This window comes from Streptomyces sp. NBC_01537 (genome assembly GCF_045040445.1).
GTDB lineage: Bacteria > Actinomycetota > Actinomycetes > Streptomycetales > Streptomycetaceae > Actinacidiphila.
In genome coordinates, this window is sequence record NZ_CP109392.1 from 212714 (window position 1) to 227694 (window position 14981).

General features: G+C 68.3%; 17 protein-coding genes and 2 pseudogenes. 9 read left to right on the forward strand and 10 right to left on the reverse strand.

Translation table 11 applies throughout. From position 1 onward, the window contains the following. The first annotated feature begins 81 nt into the window (after positions 1-81). Positions 82-642 carry a hypothetical protein gene (locus tag OG607_RS01070; RefSeq protein ID WP_405717506.1) on the forward strand — a complete coding sequence of 187 codons (561 nt, stop codon included), beginning with the start codon at positions 82-84 and terminating at the stop codon, positions 640-642. Positions 643-965: 323 nt separating this feature from the next. Next, on the forward strand, positions 966-2216 hold the full coding sequence (locus tag OG607_RS01075) for a serpin family protein (RefSeq protein WP_405717508.1): 1251 nt from the start codon (positions 966-968) through the stop codon (positions 2214-2216). Between the two features lie 187 nt (positions 2217-2403). On the opposite strand, the gene OG607_RS01080 is transcribed toward OG607_RS01075, so the two are convergent. From OG607_RS01080 to OG607_RS01095, 4 genes are all read right to left on the reverse strand, one after another. After that, complete coding sequence (locus OG607_RS01080) at positions 2404-2685, reverse strand: hypothetical protein (RefSeq protein WP_405717511.1); 282 nt, start codon at positions 2683-2685, stop codon at positions 2404-2406. A gap of 288 nt (positions 2686-2973) precedes the next feature. Continuing rightward, positions 2974-3345 (reverse strand): nuclear transport factor 2 family protein, encoded by a 372-nt coding sequence (locus tag OG607_RS01085; RefSeq protein WP_405717514.1) that lies wholly within the window; start codon positions 3343-3345, stop codon positions 2974-2976. 215 nt (positions 3346-3560) lie between these two features. Then, on the reverse strand, positions 3561-6110 hold the full coding sequence (locus OG607_RS01090) for an NACHT domain-containing protein (RefSeq protein WP_405717515.1): 2550 nt from the start codon (positions 6108-6110) through the stop codon (positions 3561-3563). A 168-nt stretch (positions 6111-6278) separates the two neighbouring features. Then, positions 6279-6803 (reverse strand): hypothetical protein, encoded by a 525-nt coding sequence (locus OG607_RS01095; RefSeq protein WP_405717518.1) that lies wholly within the window; start codon positions 6801-6803, stop codon positions 6279-6281. 143 nt (positions 6804-6946) lie between these two features. Here OG607_RS01095 and OG607_RS01100 point away from each other — a divergent pair, with 143 nt between their 5' ends. The 3 genes and pseudogenes from OG607_RS01100 (at position 6947) to OG607_RS01110 (ending at position 8616) form a co-directional block, all read left to right on the forward strand. After that, positions 6947-7786 carry a HEAT repeat domain-containing protein gene (locus OG607_RS01100; RefSeq protein ID WP_405717521.1) on the forward strand — a complete coding sequence of 280 codons (840 nt, stop codon included), beginning with the start codon at positions 6947-6949 and terminating at the stop codon, positions 7784-7786. 376 nt (positions 7787-8162) lie between these two features. Then, a pseudogene (locus OG607_RS01105) lies at positions 8163-8252 on the forward strand (transposase); the annotation flags it as partial. An 82-nt stretch (positions 8253-8334) separates the two neighbouring features. Then, positions 8335-8616 carry a hypothetical protein gene (locus OG607_RS01110; RefSeq protein WP_405737493.1) on the forward strand — a complete coding sequence of 94 codons (282 nt, stop codon included), beginning with the start codon at positions 8335-8337 and terminating at the stop codon, positions 8614-8616. A gap of 164 nt (positions 8617-8780) precedes the next feature. Here OG607_RS01110 and OG607_RS01115 read toward each other — a convergent pair whose 3' ends face one another. Beyond that, positions 8781-8912, reverse strand: a complete 132-nt coding sequence (locus tag OG607_RS01115; RefSeq protein ID WP_405717524.1) for a hypothetical protein — start codon at positions 8910-8912, stop codon at positions 8781-8783. Positions 8913-9324: 412 nt separating this feature from the next. On the opposite strand from OG607_RS01115, the gene OG607_RS01120 reads away from it, so the two are divergent. The 3 genes from OG607_RS01120 (at position 9325) to OG607_RS01130 (ending at position 10880) form a co-directional block, all read left to right on the forward strand. After that, positions 9325-9657: a hypothetical protein gene (locus tag OG607_RS01120; RefSeq protein WP_405717526.1), complete on the forward strand. Its 333-nt coding sequence runs from the start codon at positions 9325-9327 to the stop codon at positions 9655-9657. A 206-nt stretch (positions 9658-9863) separates the two neighbouring features. Next, positions 9864-10304: a hypothetical protein gene (locus OG607_RS01125; RefSeq protein WP_405717528.1), complete on the forward strand. Its 441-nt coding sequence runs from the start codon at positions 9864-9866 to the stop codon at positions 10302-10304. A 234-nt stretch (positions 10305-10538) separates the two neighbouring features. Next, positions 10539-10880 (forward strand): hypothetical protein, encoded by a 342-nt coding sequence (locus OG607_RS01130; protein WP_405717530.1) that lies wholly within the window; start codon positions 10539-10541, stop codon positions 10878-10880. A 366-nt stretch (positions 10881-11246) separates the two neighbouring features. Here OG607_RS01130 and OG607_RS01135 read toward each other — a convergent pair whose 3' ends face one another. The 3 genes and pseudogenes from OG607_RS01135 to OG607_RS01145 form a co-directional block, all read right to left on the reverse strand. Further along, the gene (locus tag OG607_RS01135) at positions 11247-11522 is read right to left on the reverse strand and encodes an ATP-binding protein (protein WP_405717532.1); all 276 of its coding nucleotides are present in this window, start codon (positions 11520-11522) and stop codon (positions 11247-11249) included. Beyond that, positions 11519-12319: an ISAs1 family transposase gene (locus tag OG607_RS01140; RefSeq protein ID WP_405717534.1), complete on the reverse strand. Its 801-nt coding sequence runs from the start codon at positions 12317-12319 to the stop codon at positions 11519-11521. Before OG607_RS01140 ends, OG607_RS01135 begins: the two co-directional genes overlap by 4 nt. 64 nt (positions 12320-12383) lie before the next feature. Then, a pseudogene (locus OG607_RS01145) lies at positions 12384-12740 on the reverse strand (transposase family protein); the annotation flags it as partial. Positions 12741-12873: 133 nt separating this feature from the next. Here OG607_RS01145 and OG607_RS01150 point away from each other — a divergent pair. After that, positions 12874-14133 carry an MFS transporter gene (locus tag OG607_RS01150; RefSeq protein ID WP_405717536.1) on the forward strand — a complete coding sequence of 420 codons (1260 nt, stop codon included), beginning with the start codon at positions 12874-12876 and terminating at the stop codon, positions 14131-14133. Positions 14134-14221: 88 nt separating this feature from the next. On the opposite strand, the gene OG607_RS01155 is transcribed toward OG607_RS01150, so the two are convergent. Both OG607_RS01155 and OG607_RS01160 read right to left on the reverse strand, forming a co-directional pair. After that, positions 14222-14662: an ATP-binding protein gene (locus OG607_RS01155; RefSeq protein ID WP_405717539.1), complete on the reverse strand. Its 441-nt coding sequence runs from the start codon at positions 14660-14662 to the stop codon at positions 14222-14224. A 117-nt stretch (positions 14663-14779) separates the two neighbouring features. After that, complete coding sequence (locus tag OG607_RS01160) at positions 14780-14920, reverse strand: hypothetical protein (RefSeq protein WP_405717542.1); 141 nt, start codon at positions 14918-14920, stop codon at positions 14780-14782. Between the last annotated feature and the right edge of the window lie 61 nt (positions 14921-14981).

A 14981-nucleotide genomic window follows, 5' to 3' on the forward strand; every position in this document is an offset into this window, starting at 1 on the left:
GAACGGCCCAGGGGTCGACAGCGTCCTTCCGGGAGGAGTTCAAAGCGCGCGGGCGGGACACCAGGAGCGTTCGGGGGCATTGTGCGGGAGCGTGACAAGGCGGTGGCGATGGGGACGGCCGCCGGTTACGGCCGCTACGTGACTCTCGCGTGCCCCGCCTACAACAATGCCGTCATCGCCCTGGTGCCCATGGGCGCCTTCATGGGATGGGGCTCGGTGGTCGCAATCATGCGCGCCTCTTCGGGGGGCGCCCTCTGGGCCTACCTTCTGTTCATCATCCCCGGCCTGACCATGTCCGTGCTGTGCCTCGGCGGCGCAGCGTGGTTTCCCTATGCTCGGCGACCTGGTGGTCCCACGCCCCGCCTGTACTGCTTCGAGGACGGCGTGGTGGTGGCCCAATTCGATGTCCTGCGCCCCTTCCGGTGGTCCGAGATCTCCATCGCCAGCCACAAGTGGCAGTCGGGAAGCGGGGAGACCTACGACTACGGGGTCAAGCAGACCGTGAGGGCACCGGACGGCAGCGTGCTCGTCAATTTCTCCGGGGAGGAAGCGGATCGCGCCCATGCCCACGAGATGACACAGCTTCACGAGGCAGCCCTCCAGCGAGGTTTGGAGGACCACACCCCGGGCCGCGACACTTGAATGGCCGTTTCGCACCAACGCGGTCCCGGACTCCGGGGCCGCGACCACATGCAGGAGCACAAGCAGGCCGAGAGTGTCAGTGACAACGAACCGCCTGCGGGCCCTTGAGTCCGGAGTTTCAACAGCCAGTGGAACGAGCGCGACGGCGGTCCTCCCGGAGCAGCGTGCCGAACCAGCAATCGATCTCGCGCTGGCAGACATGGGCAAGCCGGGATGCCGGCAGGAACGGGCCGCCTGCGCGCATAACCTCGCCGAGAACACTGCGGAACGCGCTGCCATGCCACAGCCGTGGCTCCCTGCGCGGCTGCCGAGAGGAGGACGTCGTGCGAACGGAAACCAACGGCATCGGGTCAATCATGGCCTTGGGCGAGCTGTGGCTGGAGTTGCTGTTCGACGATCCGGTGATCCGTGGCGGCAGGGAAGACGTGATCTGCTCTCCTGCCGGTCTGTGGCTCGCGCTGGCCGCCATGCAAGCCTGCGCGGACGGAGCGACTCGCGAGGAGCTGAGGGGAGTCGTCGGTCCGGTCGGCGCGGAGCACGTCGCGGGCTGCGAACTGGGCCGGGGCGGTGCGTTCATCGCCGCGACGAGGCTGTTGAGCCGGCTTCCGGTACGGCCGGAGTTCCGCATGCCGTGGTCCGGCTTCGCGGCCGCGGCCGGCTTCGGGGCCGGGGTCGGGGTCGGGCACCCCGGCCCTGACAGCCCGCATGATCTCCATCAGTGGGTTCTCCGCAGTAGGAACGGCCCGCTCGACCATGCGGCAGCGGGCGTTGACCCCGCGCCCGGGGCGCTCCTCGTCAACGCTGTCGCGCTGGAAGCGGAGTGGGAGCAGCCCTTTGACCCGTACTTCACACGCGAGTTCCCCTTCACCGACGCACAGGGAGTGACCCACCACGTGCCCGCCATGGTCGGGGAACTGCCGGTCGAGGATGCCTGGACTGTGACGCGGCCGCATGGCCGGGTCACGGTGGTCGAACTGCGGGCCCGTGCGCGGGGCGGGGCTGCGGAGCCTACCGCGCAGCCGGTCAGGGTCCGCTTCGCGCTCAGTGAGAACCGAGAGGTCCCGCCCGCGGCGGTGATAGCGGCCTCATGGGCCCCGGCCGCCCGTGGGAGAGAGGTCCGTGGGAGCCGCGGCAGCAGACACCCCGAGGCGGTGCTACTGGAGCTACCACGCCACTCGCTCGCCGGCCACGTCGATGTGACACCCCATCTGGCAGCGCTCGGGGTGGAGCGCCTTTTCTCTCCATCGGCCGAACTCCCCCGGATGTTCGCCGAGCCGGTCCACTGCGACCGGGCCCTCCAGAGCTGCCTCATACAGATCGGCGAGGAAGGCATGCGTTCCAAGGCCGCGGCCGACGACACCGAGGATCCGGACCGGGCAAACCGCATGTACTTCGACGGCCCGGGGCAGCTACTGCGGACGGTACCGGTGCGTCTCGACCGGCCGTTCGCCGTTTCGGTGTTGGACGAGAGCGGCACGATCCCCCTACTCGGGGGTTATCAGGCCGGCCCCCCGGTGTACCCGCAAGCAGCACACCGGACGGCGACCGGTCCGCAGAACGGCCGGAGCCGATGAGAGTAGTGGTCAACGGCTCTGTCGGGAGCAGCAAGCGGCCGTCAGCCGTTGACTGTGTAGCTGGGAGCAGTCCGCCGGCTGCTGGAACTGACCGACCTGCTCGCTGCGTACGCCCCGCCTGGACCACGCAGGTTCCACCCGGACCGTTGGATCGAGCACACCTGCGGCAACCTCACCGCAGGTCGGGTCAGCGCTCTGAGTGCGTGACAGTGGAACAGCTCGGGTAGGTCAGGTCTGCCGGCTGAAGGTGGCCCAGTACGGACCGCGCCGCGCGGGCGACCGCGTCGCGGGTCCGGTCGGTGTGGTCGATGGTCTCGAACCCGTAGTGCGCGAGGGGTACGTCGACCACCTCGACGGCGGCCCCGCAGTCCGTGGCGGTGGTCAGGAACTCCTCGACCGTCGCCGCGAACTGCGGCCGCTCCAGCTCCACCCGGGTCAGCACGATCGGCAGCCGCCCGGCGGCGCGCACCGCGTCGGCGGGACGGAAACGGGAACCGGTGATCCCCCAGCCCGGCGGCGGGGCGAGCAGCGGATAGCTCGCCGCGACGCACCGCAGCCAGGGCGGGGGGGCGCCGCGAGCCAGTCCGCCAGCAGCAGTGCGCCGGCGGAGCGCCGACCTGGTCCGGGACGGGACGGTTTCAGTGCAGCGGCTGGTGAGCCGGTCTTCGCGTGCAGGTTTCTGAACCCTCTGCGGACGCCGGCGGGGTCAGTGAACCCCCCGGCCACGACGCCGAGCAATCGTCAAGACTTGTGGATGTCAATCGCGCCAGGCGCCCGTCCAGTCGTACAGCGACGCTGAGGTGGCGTACTCCCGAAGGTAGGCGATCTTCTCCCCTTCAAGCCTGGCGATCGTTGCGCCTTGGAAGGTGGCTGCCTCTCCTTGCCAGGTGCAGGAGAAGATCCATTCGGCGACCAAAGCCTCCCCAGCAGTCGCCTGCGAGGTGATCTCCCAGCCATCGACCGAACCACCGGCACCGAACCACGCTCGCATCCACTGTTCGACCCGTTGCCGACTGCGGTAGACGGGTCCGTAGCACTCGGTGATCACACAGTCGTCGGTCAACGTGGCCAGTACTCCGCCAATATCGTGACGTCGCCAGGCGTCGATGTAGGCATGAAGTTGGTTCATCAGGCCGATTCCTTTGTCGGGACTGGCATTCACTCCTGCGAGCTGGAGTAATCCAGGGGTGCGGGCCGGTTGACGTGCGATCAGGCCACAGCCTGCTTGGGGCGCTCGATGAGGACGCAGTTCTCGAACCTGCCGACGCCGCGACCCTGGACGGGTCGTGTCCCCGTCCCCGCCCAGCTGCAACTGGCTCGCCAACGCGCCGAACCCACAATCCTCTACCCGGTGAGACCTGAGACCGTTAGCGACTGCTCGGCGAGATGCCTCTGTAGTTCGATGTGACGGAACTGATACACCGGTCCCACCTGCCGCAGGACCCCCCTGCGGAGATGAGCGTCCTCCAAGAACGCCATCGCGTCAGGCGGAAACGCGTAGCGCCGGGCCAGGTGGCGCTGGGTGACCATGAAGGACACGAACGACGTGCGGTGCAACCCCCCAAGGACAGCGCCGATCAGTCCGCACAGCAAGCTGAAGGACGTCGACCCGATACCGCCGCCCGCAGTCACCTGCACCAGCTCGCATGACAGGCCGAAGATGACCATGAAGATGCCGCCCGTCGACAACGCCATGGCCACGCTCACTGCACGGTCCCGCGCCAGCACAGTCCTCGGCCCGACCACTGTGGCCAGCTCCGGGCGCAGGACTGCCAGACCGAAGCCGACAGCGCTGGCGAGACCCACGACCAGCGCGACGACCAGGCCCGCCAGAACGACCGCGCTCCAGGCGCCATAAGGCGAGTCGTCGAAGGGGGATGGCGGCGTGGCCTGTCCGGCAACCACGGCCATGAGCGTCACCATACCGCCCAACAGGAGTGCGGCCAGGAATCCCGGCCAGCTCCACTTCCACACCAATCGACCGCCGGGGCTCGTCGACGGCGCCTCAAGACCGATGCGTGCCGCGTACGCGAGGCCGAGGAACAGGCCTGTCACGATGCCGTCGCGCAGTCCCAGCGCGAACGACTCCGCGGGGAGCGGTGAGCCTGTGGGAAGGACGAAGGAGAGGGCGCCGCTGATGGCCCCTCCGACAAGCGCACCTAGCAGACCAAGCGCCAGGCTCCGTACAGGTCCAGCGTGCCGCAGTCTGGCCGCCGCACGGCCCAGAACGGGGTATCCCCACCAGATGGTGGCCCCCGCCGCGACAACGTCGACGACCGCCCACGCGGGTACGCGCAGGATCAGGTCCTGGGTGCCCGCTGCCACGGCGTAGGCGACGGCCACCAGCCGGCGGTCCGATCCGGCCAGGGTCAATCCGGTCACGAGCCCGAAAGAGATGCCTTCGGCAACGCAGTACAGAACGTCTCCCCACAGGCCCAGCGAAAGCGAGGCGGTCATGAACGCGGCAAGAGTGCAGACCACGAAAATGGTGCCGGCAAGGCTGGCTGCGACGGTGCGGGCGATCCGCTGCGGCGGCAGCACGTTCCGCAGCTCCCACCAGGCGATGTCGGGAGAACCTCCGCAGTTGTCCTCCAAGTGCCGGGCAATCAGGGCCAGAGCACGGTGCGCCTGCGGTGCGTCCGGGCCGTAGGCGGCGTTGACGAAGCCGCCCAGCAGGTGCCGGTCGATGTCCTGGCGGGCCGGGAACCGATCGGCGGCGCACAGGTCGGCCGGGTCGGGCGGCGAGCCAACGGCCACGGCGGGGTGTGGGTTGTAGATCGCGCGGGCGAGGAACAGGCCCAGCGGAGTACCCAGGGCCCGGCCGAGCGGGCTGGAGGTGCCGAGCTGGTCCTCCACCGGCCGCCAGCGCCCGCCGCTGCCGGTGAGGGATTCCCCGGCGGTACGGCGCAGGTAAGAGGCCGCCTGCTCGGGCGGCAGAGGCAGCAACTCAATGCCGGCGGCCCCGTTCAGGCACACCGCCTGGCCCGGCTGCCGGAGAGCCTCACGGTATTCGGCAGCGCGGCTGGAGAGCACCACCGGCTGCTTCAGCGGCAGCGAGCGGTTGACGGCGTCCAGTGCCAGGGTGCGCAGCGCAGGGGGCAGTTCGTCGAAGCCGTCGAGGATCAGCAGGATCCACCGGCCGTCGAGCAGGGCCTGGGCCAGATCCTGGTCCTGCTGGGTCACCGGGTCCGCGGGGGCAGAGGTGATGAGCCCGGGATAGCTCTGGCGCAGCTGGTCGGCCATCCATTGGTGCAGGGTGCGCAAGGCAGGATTCCAGGTGGCCAGTGTGAAGAGCACGGGGACCGGGTCGTCGGCCGATCGTCGTTCGATCAGGTCGAGGAGCAGGCGGATCAGGAGCATGGTCTTGCCCGCGCCGGGCTCTCCGAGGACCACCAGCCGACGTGTCGGGGTGCGGGAGGCGTACACGTCCCCGATCTGTCCGTCATGGCCGGCGAGCCCGTCGGCCGCGGTGGGCCAGTATGCGGGGTCTGCGGGCGGGCCGCCGGGCCAGGCCCGCGCCGTGGAGCACAGCAGGGACCAGTCCTCGACCAGGTCGGCGTCGGCCGGCCGCCAGGCGACCGGCAGCGGATAGGGGTCGTTGAGCCTGCGGATCTCCGCCTCGGCCTCCCATTGCTGGCGGACCGCTGCCGCCAGAGCAGCCGCAGCGGACTGCGGGGTAAGCACGTCGGCGGCCTCTGCCCGGTCGTGCCGGAAGGCCGCCCATCCCAGGTAGATGGGGCCAAGGCCCAGGAGCACCGGGATGACCGCCGTCGCCGCGACGCCGAGACGGAAGGCGTGCGCAACGAATAGGGCCGCACCGGTGCAGCAGACGAGCAGAAGAACGTATCGCAGACCGACAACTCCCGGCCGGGCACCGCCTCCCCCTGATCCCATACCCCCATGGTGCTGTACCCAGTACCCCGAATACCGCCAGACCTCGAAAGCGTGCTGCGGGCGTCTTCGTGCCGCTCCGGGCCGCTCCGGGCCGCTCCGGAGATGTATGACGAGAAAGTCCTCCGCACCACGCCCCCATAGGGACTGTGGCCGCGAGCAGCCGCTGAGCTAACGCCCGGGTCCTTCCACGTTCCACTCCTTCGGCAGGACCTCGTCACAGAAGACGCAGACGAAGTCCTCCTCCCGCACGATGCTCAGCTGCCGGCAGGCAGGGCAGCGTCGGAACACCACCTCGTGCGTGAAAGCGGATGGGCGAACGATCCCGGATCGGTCCAAGGCGTCCGCGACGGCCGACCACGAGCTGACGTCCGGGCAGTAGCCGGTCGACTGGTTGCTGACCTCGTCGGCCGCCCACCGCCCGCACTCCATGCGGAAGCTGATCTCACCAGCGCTCAGGACAGTCCCTCCGCCAGCACACACCACGTGCTCACTTCGCCGCGGCGCGAGCCGCAAAGTCCCGGCGGCATCGACAACGAAGGTGAACGGCTCGGCCAACTCCGCCGCCGTCCGAGCCGAGACCCACTCATCGAAATCCGCTTGCGAGCGCACGCTCTGCCCCTCGCCTCCCGATCGGACAAGCTTCTTCAAGTCAGCAGGCCCGACATACCGATAGCTCCGTCCTCGCGCGTTCATGCCGGTCAACCTAGCCTCACCGCGAGGCCAGGCCCTGGGGAATTACGGGCTCTGTCGCTGGTCTTGTGACGGCAGGATCTCTTATGGAGGGCGGCTGGCTGTCACATCAGTGGCCCTGCGATGCTCGACGGGTGGACCCTGAGATGGAAGCGACGCCCCAAATAGTGCGCTCCGTCGTCACCGCACACCTCGACGCACTCGCGGCCGCCCTGGCCGACCCGGACTGCGACGTCGATGCCTGGGCCGAGGTAGAAAGGGAACTCCTCAACACCCGGGATCCGGATCTCATCCCGCATCTGAGGGCACACCTGGCGAATGCTGTGGAAGCCGGGAACTGGTATGCCCGTTCCGTGCTCGCTGGGATCTTGGCCGAGACAGCCGGCCGCACGGCTATGCCCCACCTGCTGCAGGCTTACTCCCGAGACCTGGGTGACGACCAGGACTCCCTCTCAACGACGCTCCACACCTTCGCCACGGAGGACCCGGCGGCCGCACGGGGCATCCTTGTGCCATGGGCGGATGCTCCCGACCAGGATCTGAGGCGGGTGGCGATCCACTACCTCGGCTACGTGCCCGATCCCGCAGACATCGCCCTGCTGGCCCGAGCCGCTGGCGACACGGACGAGGAGATCCGCACCGCAGCCGCCGCCACGCTCGCCAGCCATCGCACCATCCAGTCGGCCCTCGAACTACTGGTCACCCTGCTCGGTGACCTATCCACGCAGGTGCGGGTGTCCGCCCTCGACTCCCTCGGCTACATCCGCAACCCTGCGACCCTGCCGGCCATCGGCCGCCTCGCAGACGACGACACCCCCACCATCCGTGCATGGGTGGCCATCGCCCTGGCCCGCTTTCCTACAACCGACTCCGGCATCGAGCCAGCGATCCTGAACATCCTCGACCAGCTTGCCTCAGACCCTGATCCCTACGTCCGTGAGAAGGCTGCTGAGGCACGCCGACTCACGCTCCGCCCAGGGGCGTAAACAGTCACACGTGCTCCGCCAAAGACCCACCCAGCAGCACCGCCCAGCACCACAAGATCGATGTTGTTGGCGATCTTCACTCGGTGTGGTGAAGCCTGCTGCCTCCGTCCCTGTTGATCTCCGTGTGGTGGTCCGCTGGTGGGAGCGGGGCAGAGCGAGCGGTCGGAGAGGTGGCCGCGATGTCGATGGGCTCGGCTTCGGGACGGGTGGTTCCTTCGCTGACGGTGCGTATGGCGCGGGCGAGCAATCCGCTGGGCACGCCGGCGATGTGGGTGCGTGACCGGCTGGATGAGTTGTTCGTGGACGAGGACTTCGCCGACTGGTTCCCCGTTGACGGGCGGCGGGGCCTGTCGCCGGCAGGCTGGCATTGGTGTCAGTGCTGCAGTACGCGGAGAACTTGACCGACCGGCAGGCCGCGGAAGCGGGCAGGTGCAGGCTGGACTGGAAGTACTGCCTCGGCATGGATCTTGATGATGCCGGGTTCGACTACTCGGTGCTCAGCGAGTTTCGGAACCGGATGGCTGAGGGCAACCGCGCGGCTGCTGGCCATGATGGTCGATCACCTCGTCGCCGCAGGGCTGGTGAAGCGCCGCGGTGCAGTGCGCACGGACTCCACCCATGTGCTGGCCGCGGTGCGGACGTTGAATCGCACGGAGCTGGTCACCGAGACCCTGCGGGCCGCGCTGGAGCAACTCGCCCTGACGCTGGGAATCTCCCCTGATGTGGTCCTGGGCGACCGGATGCCCGAGGTGTTTCAGTTGATCTGGTCCGGCTCCGCCGTTCGAACGGATACCACGCCTGCGTCGTCGGCCACGATTGGAAGCCCCTGATGATTCCGGCCAGGCCGTCAGGCTGCTCTCCCGCCTCCATGCCGTCCGCCAGCCTGAACGTGACTTCCTGTGCGGGCAAGGCACCCGCCTTGGCCATGTGGTTGCCGGAGATGCACGGCCCCCCGGGCGACTCGGGGCCCGTACCGCGCAGCAGCCGACCGAGGTTACCTAGCAGCGACGACCGTATAGACGCCGAGCACGGCGGCTCCGGTCATGCAGAGAACTACGACAAGGCGGGCAGTCCAGTTGTCCTTCTCGATTGCCACCTGGATCGTCCGCCAGAACTCGTTTCTCATACCGTCTCCTCAGCATCATAGGCCTGTTGGCGGATGACCAGTCGGCTCACTCGGTACTGCGCCACGGCAGCCGAAAACGTCACACCCCGGATACGCCACGACTGCCCAACGAGTCACGCCGGAGAGGAGGGGGTAACCCGGACCCGCGATGCCCCCACGAGGAACTTCCTTCGCTCGGTGGAGCTGACGGCCGCGGTGCGCGCGGCGTAGAACTGGGGCCAGACGTGTAGAGCGCAGGGTACCCACACTGCTCGGATACGTACGCTGTCGGCACACCCACCTCAAACACGGCGGCGAACTAGGCCGCCTGAGACCTCAAGCGAATCGGAACAGATCACCCGAGACAGGACCAAATCGTTCGATGCTTACGCGGCGGTCACGTCGGACCGCCCCTATGGTCAGACCCGAGATCTTGCTGATCGCGGCCGCGGTCAGCCCGTTCGTGACGGCGTTCGCCGCCAAGCTCGGAGAGCGCTCGGGAATAAGAGTGACCATCACGCGGATGCCTTGGTGGCGGCGCCGACGGCGCCAAGGCGAACTTCAAATTGCGGCCCCAGGAGGCCGGAGCCGGCGCACATTCCTCAGAATCGAAGTGGGTGAAGAACTCACCGATGAGGCTCGGCTTGCACTGCTCGACTGGGATCTTGCGCACCCGGAGTTGCGGGGACACCTTCTTCGCTGGAACGAGGAGGTGAAGGCATGGTTTCCCGTTCCCGATTCCTTTGACGCCGAGAACGCTGGTTGAAGCCTTGCTCGCTTGCCACGGACCCCATGCCGATCAGCCTGCGATGGCACGCGATCAAGTCTCGATGGCATAGGACAACAGTCGCGCAGCGCGGAGGGCGGGAAGGCCCACAACCCGGTATCGAACAATGCGTGATCGTGAAGGCCTGCCGGACGCGGCCGGGTCCTGGTGTGCGGGGTGGTGGCTGGGCAGGCTAGTTTGCTCGGGTGAGTCTCCTTGATGATGTGGCCGAGCGCGACGGCTGGCTGTGCTGGGTGTGTGACGAGCCGGTCGACCCCGACGAGTCGGTGAACGACCCGCGGGGGCCCAGTGTCGACAGCCGGACCGCCGACCGCAAGGCCAAGGTCGCCGAGCGGCTTGCGCACCGCGGGTGCAACACCCGCAAGGGCGCGGTCAAGGTGGTCATCTCCTGGCCGGACCGTTTGTACGTGGTCGAACCCGCGCCGCTGATCACCGTTGCCGGGAGGCTGGAGCGCAAGGGTGGCCGCGAGATGGTGGGGCGTTGTCCGACCAGGCGGGACGCCCAAGAGGCGGCGGATTGGCTGGTTGACCGGTTCTCCCGACTGGTACCGGGGCTGCCGGTGACCGCTGACATCGAGGCGGGCGGCGGCCAGTTCCTCGTTATCTTGGCCACCGGCCGCCGCTAACCGGGGATCACCAGCGCACACTCGCGTCGAGCTGGACCGTCGGCCCCGGCGGCGTGCGCTACGAAGCCAAGCTCGACGGGTTCGCGCCGCTGATGCGGATCTCGAATTTCCCTCAGACCTGCTCTTCGCCTCAGTTGGTTCACGAAGTGAACCAACTGAGGAAAGCGGGGAGTGAGGATGAGCACAACGGGTTGCTCTTCGACTGGTGTCAGACCCGTGGGCGATGATCGGGCCATGCTGCAAGCAAGAGATGAACACGGTCGGCGGGTGAGGAATCCGAAGGCCTCAGCGTTGAGCGGGATGGTGGCGAACCTCGGCCGGGGAAACTCCTTCGTGATCGTCGAGCGAGTCGACGATGAGGCGGACGGCGACTGGTATGTGCAGCTAAGGCTGAGGGATGACAACACCTATCAGCTGGAGTACCGCGACGGGACCGCTGCGGAGCACTACCAGACCCGGACGGTCTCCCAGGAAAGGGTGATCGCCGCTTTGAGCGGCTGGGCTGAGGGGCGTCCGGATTGGAAGGACGCCTTCATGTGGAACAACATCAGCACCTTGTTTGAAGATGCCGACTGACCCTGCCGTCCAGCGGGTCGGCAGGGGTCAGCGACGTGCGTCTGTTCAGTTGCGGCGCAAGGGGATGACGTCCGGGTTTGCCATCGGGATGGTGGGTCGTGCGGCCTCGGGAGTAACCAGCAGGGCGACGATGGTGACGGGCTTGTCGCAGTGCGGGCAGTTCCGGACGGCTGTGGGTGCGAGGGGTGTCGGGTCTGGCGAAGCTGGCGTCATCGTTTCGCCCTCAGCAGCGTCAGTGGCTTCGTCGTATTCGCGCCGCCGGCGCCGGCCTGCCTCTGCTTTGCAGCGGGGTGTGCAGTAGGTGTGCCGGGCCACCGCTTTGGGATTGACCTGGAAGGACGTCTAGCAGATGGGGCACCCCCGGAATCAACCAGCACGTCCGGTCACCCCTTTGCGGAGGTTGTCGGAGTGTGACTGGTGCGAGCGGAGGCGGTAGGACGGGCCATCGATGCCGACCACAGCGGCGCGGTGCAGGAGCCGGTCGAGCATTGCGGCGGCAACGGTCGCGTCGCCGAAAGCGCCTGCCCAGTCGGCGATACCGACATTGGTCGTGAGGATCGTGCTCGACTTCAGATACCTCTGGTTGATCACCTTGAAGAGAGCTGAGGCGCCGTCCCCCGGCCAGGCGTGGTGCGTGCTCATCCGGTGAGACTCAGTTCGCGTAGGGCGGCGGCGGGATGGTTACGGTAGTGGTCGTGGGCGGCGGCGTTGTTCCTCCACCCGGCGAGGTGGGCAAGGCTGATCGCCAGGCTGCGGAAGGTTGCGAGAGCCCGGGGCAGGCTGCCGGTGCGGGCGCGCGAGGCGTCCTCGCCGAAGGTCACGTCGCGGACGAAGTGCTGTGCCTCGATGGCCCACTGGCCGCGGACGCAGCGGGCGAGGACGGCGGTGTCGGCAACGTCGAGTGGGGCAGTGGTGATGCCGAGTTCGGCATCCGCGTGGATCTTTCCGTCACCACGTCCGGTGGTGTATCGCTCGACGAGCAGGGCCCGGGTGGCGTGCGGGAAGTTCACCTGCCCCAGTGTGAGGGGCTGCACTCGCACGACGCGGATCTCGTGGCGGCCTGAGTTGGTCTCCTGTGTGCGGTGCACGGTGATGTGCGAGTTGGTGGTCTCGTCCCAGTCGAGGGTGTCCAACTGAGCGAACAGGGTGGAGCGGTTCTCCTTGACGGGGAAGAGGCCGAAGGCGCCGCGGCGGTGAAGGTAGTGGGCGTGGCCGGCGACGGTGTGCAGGGCATCGGCGGTGACGATCGCGCCGGTGATGTCGGCGATCAGGTCGAGAGCGGCGGTGAGGTGCACCGTCTCGTGCGGTTTGTGGCGCATCTCGCGCTGGGCGAGCATCACACCCGGGTCGACCTGGTAGACGCCGAGCAGGTGCAGCTGCAGGCCCTCGCTGTCGCGGGCGCCGCGCACGGTCTTGCCGTCCGCTGCCAGTTGCAGCACGGGGGGGATCTCCGGCGATGCCTGCCAGCGGGTCGGCGGTGTGGGCCTGCACGAACGCACCGACGGCGGCGTCCAACGCGTCGGCGTCCACCCGGGCCAGCGCCCGTGAGGGTGGTGGCCACCGGCAGTCTGTCCGGGCACCGTTGGGGACTTCGAGGGCAGCGAGGGTGCCCGCGTCCTGGCCGCTCGCCCGGCGGACCACGCCGCGGACCGAGCGCACCCCGCACAACAGGGCGCAGGCGACCAGGCCGAGCAGCGTCGGCAAGGGGTGGGCAACCAGGTGCGCCGTGCGCGGATCGGGGACGGTACGGACCGCGTCCAGCAGCGAGGGAAGCGTCTCGGGCGCGCACAACTCCTCGGCAGCGAGGCCGTGTTGCTCGGCGAGTTGGCGGGACGTGGGCAGGGTCGGGCAGGATGGCATGCGGGCACGACCTTCACGATCATGCTGAGTGGAATCAACGTGATCATGGACGGTCGCACCCTTCGACGTTCACCCGGCTCCCTGTCCAAGATCCGACACCTGGGCGACGACCTCGGCGCCTATCGTGTTGAGGGTGAGCGATGCCAGCGGAATCAAGATAGCCACCGATGTGCCACGACAGGTTCCGCTCCGGCGCAACACGGGCTTCCGGATGCTGTGGATCGGCCAACTGCTGTCCGATACCGGCACGCAGATCAGCGGGATCGCCTACCCGCTACTCATCTTGGCCCTGACCCACTCGGTGGTGCTCGCCGGGGTGGTGGGCACGGTGCGGGCCATTACCCTGCTATGCCTGCAGCTGCCCGCCGGGGCGCTGTCGGACCGGTTCGACCGGCGGCTGACGATGATCATCTGTGACGTCGTGCGCGCCGTCCTGCTGGCTCTGCTCGGCATCCTGATCGTGCTGGATCTCGCATCCTGGCCGGTGGTCCTGGCCGTGAGCCTGATCGAGGGGGCTGCCGGTGCCATCTTCGACCCGTCCGCCGCCGCCGCGCTGCCGGGAATCGTGCCGGACGCCCAGCTCGAGCAGGCGTGGTCGGCCACCGAAGCCCGGACGTACGGTGCCAGCCTGGCCGGCCCGGCGCTCGGCGGGGTGCTGTTCGGGGTGGGCCGGGCCGTTCCGTTCCTGGCCGACGCCGTCTCCTTCGTGGTCTCGTTCGGCACAGTGAGCCGGATCCGCGGGCGGTTCCGCCCAGAGACCGCGGCCGGGCGCAAGGCGTTGTGGCGCGAGGTGACCGATGGCCTGCAGGTCGTCTGGCAGGTGCCAATTCTGCGAGCGGCGGTGATCCAGACGCCCCTGCTGAACTTCGCCTTCAGCGGCGTGATCTTCAGCATCACCCTCGCGATGCGACAGGGCGGTACCTCCACCGCGGTGATCGGCCTGGTGCAAGCAGCCATCGCAGCCGGCGGGCTTCTCGGCGCGGTAGTCGCACCCCGGCTGCAACGGCGCATGCGCCTGGCAACCCTGGCCACCACGATCACCATGGCCGGGGCCCTGCTGTTCGGCGCTGCGGCCTTGCTCATCCCGTCACCACTGTTGGCGGCGCCGGTCGCCCTGGCACTGCTGCTCGCGCCGGCCGCGAACGCCGCGCTGGTTGCCGTGGTGCTTCGCAGCGCGCCGGAGGAAACGCGCGGCCGAGTCATCAGCACCGTGATGATGGCGGCCACCGCGCTGGCAGCGCTGGCGCCACTGATCGCCAGCCTGATCATCCAGCACGCGTCCGGCGCCTGGGCGGTAGGCGTCTTCGCCGCCACGACTGCCGTCGCGGCCGTGCTGTGCCTGATCCTGCCAGGTTTTCGCCAGGCGGGGTCCCCGGCGGCCGCACCGGACTGAGTGGCTAAACGAAACAGGCCGCCTGGAGCGGTGCCCAGCTTTCGGGCAAGGACTGAACCCGCGTCCTCGCATTCGCACCGAGCACGCATCACACCTGGTCCCCCGGCAGCGGAAGATAGCCGAGCTCGTCGATTACGAGCAGGCGGGGCCGGGCGAAGAACCTCATGATGCTCGACCAACGGCCTTCGAGGGCCGCCTTGTGGCACTTAGCGGCGAGTTCGGCGGCGGTAGTGAAGTAGACGCGGTGGCCGGCATCGACCGCGGAGCGGGCGAGTGCGACGGCCGGCATCGTCTTGCCGACGCCGGGCGGGCCGACCAGCAGGACGTTGGAGGCGTTGTCGAGGAACCGCAGGGTGGCCAGGTCGCGGATGAGTTTCTCGTCGACGCCGGGCTGGGCGGCGAAGTCGAAGTCGTTGAGGGTCCATGGTTCTGGCAGGCAGGCGAACCTCAGGCGGGAGGAGAGTTTGCGGGCTTCGGTCGCTTCGACTTCGATCTCGAGGAGTTTCTCCAGGGCGGTAGTGAGGGTCATCCGCTCGGGGCCTGGTCCAGGACGCGGGGAAGGGCTTCGGCTGCGTCGTTGAGTTTCAGAAAGGACAGGTGTCCTCGCAGTTACTGGTAGCGGCGGGCCTCGCTCATCGGCATGGTGTCACTCACTCTCGCGCTCCTGGTCTTCGTCGGTGGGGGCCTGCCGCAGCCGGTCGGCGACGGCGGCGTAGTGGGACAGGTCGATCACGACCCGGTTCTCGACGTCCGATTCAGGTCGGCCTCGGAGCTTTTCGGCTTCCACCTGGGCTGCGGCCGATGGAGGCCGGCAGACCTTCGTGCGGCAAGGGGCTTTGTCGGAGAAC

Excerpts from the sequence above, each read along its gene's own strand:
- OG607_RS01085 (WP_405717514.1), bottom strand. The coding sequence starts at position 3,345 with ATGAACCAACTTCATGCCTACATCGACGCCTGGCGACGTCACGATATT.
- OG607_RS01090 (WP_405717515.1), bottom strand. The coding sequence starts at position 6,110 with ATGGGATCAGGGGGAGGCGGTGCCCGGCCGGGAGTTGTCGGTCTGCGA.
- OG607_RS01095 (WP_405717518.1), bottom strand. The coding sequence starts at position 6,803 with ATGAACGCGCGAGGACGGAGCTATCGGTATGTCGGGCCTGCTGACTTG.
- OG607_RS01100 (WP_405717521.1), top strand. The coding sequence starts at position 6,947 with ATGGAAGCGACGCCCCAAATAGTGCGCTCCGTCGTCACCGCACACCTC.
- OG607_RS01110 (WP_405737493.1), top strand. The coding sequence starts at position 8,335 with ATGATGGTCGATCACCTCGTCGCCGCAGGGCTGGTGAAGCGCCGCGGT.
- OG607_RS01115 (WP_405717524.1), bottom strand. The coding sequence starts at position 8,912 with ATGAGAAACGAGTTCTGGCGGACGATCCAGGTGGCAATCGAGAAGGAC.
- OG607_RS01130 (WP_405717530.1), top strand. The coding sequence starts at position 10,539 with ATGCTGCAAGCAAGAGATGAACACGGTCGGCGGGTGAGGAATCCGAAG.
- OG607_RS01135 (WP_405717532.1), bottom strand. The coding sequence starts at position 11,522 with ATGAGCACGCACCACGCCTGGCCGGGGGACGGCGCCTCAGCTCTCTTC.
- OG607_RS01155 (WP_405717539.1), bottom strand. The coding sequence starts at position 14,662 with ATGACCCTCACTACCGCCCTGGAGAAACTCCTCGAGATCGAAGTCGAA.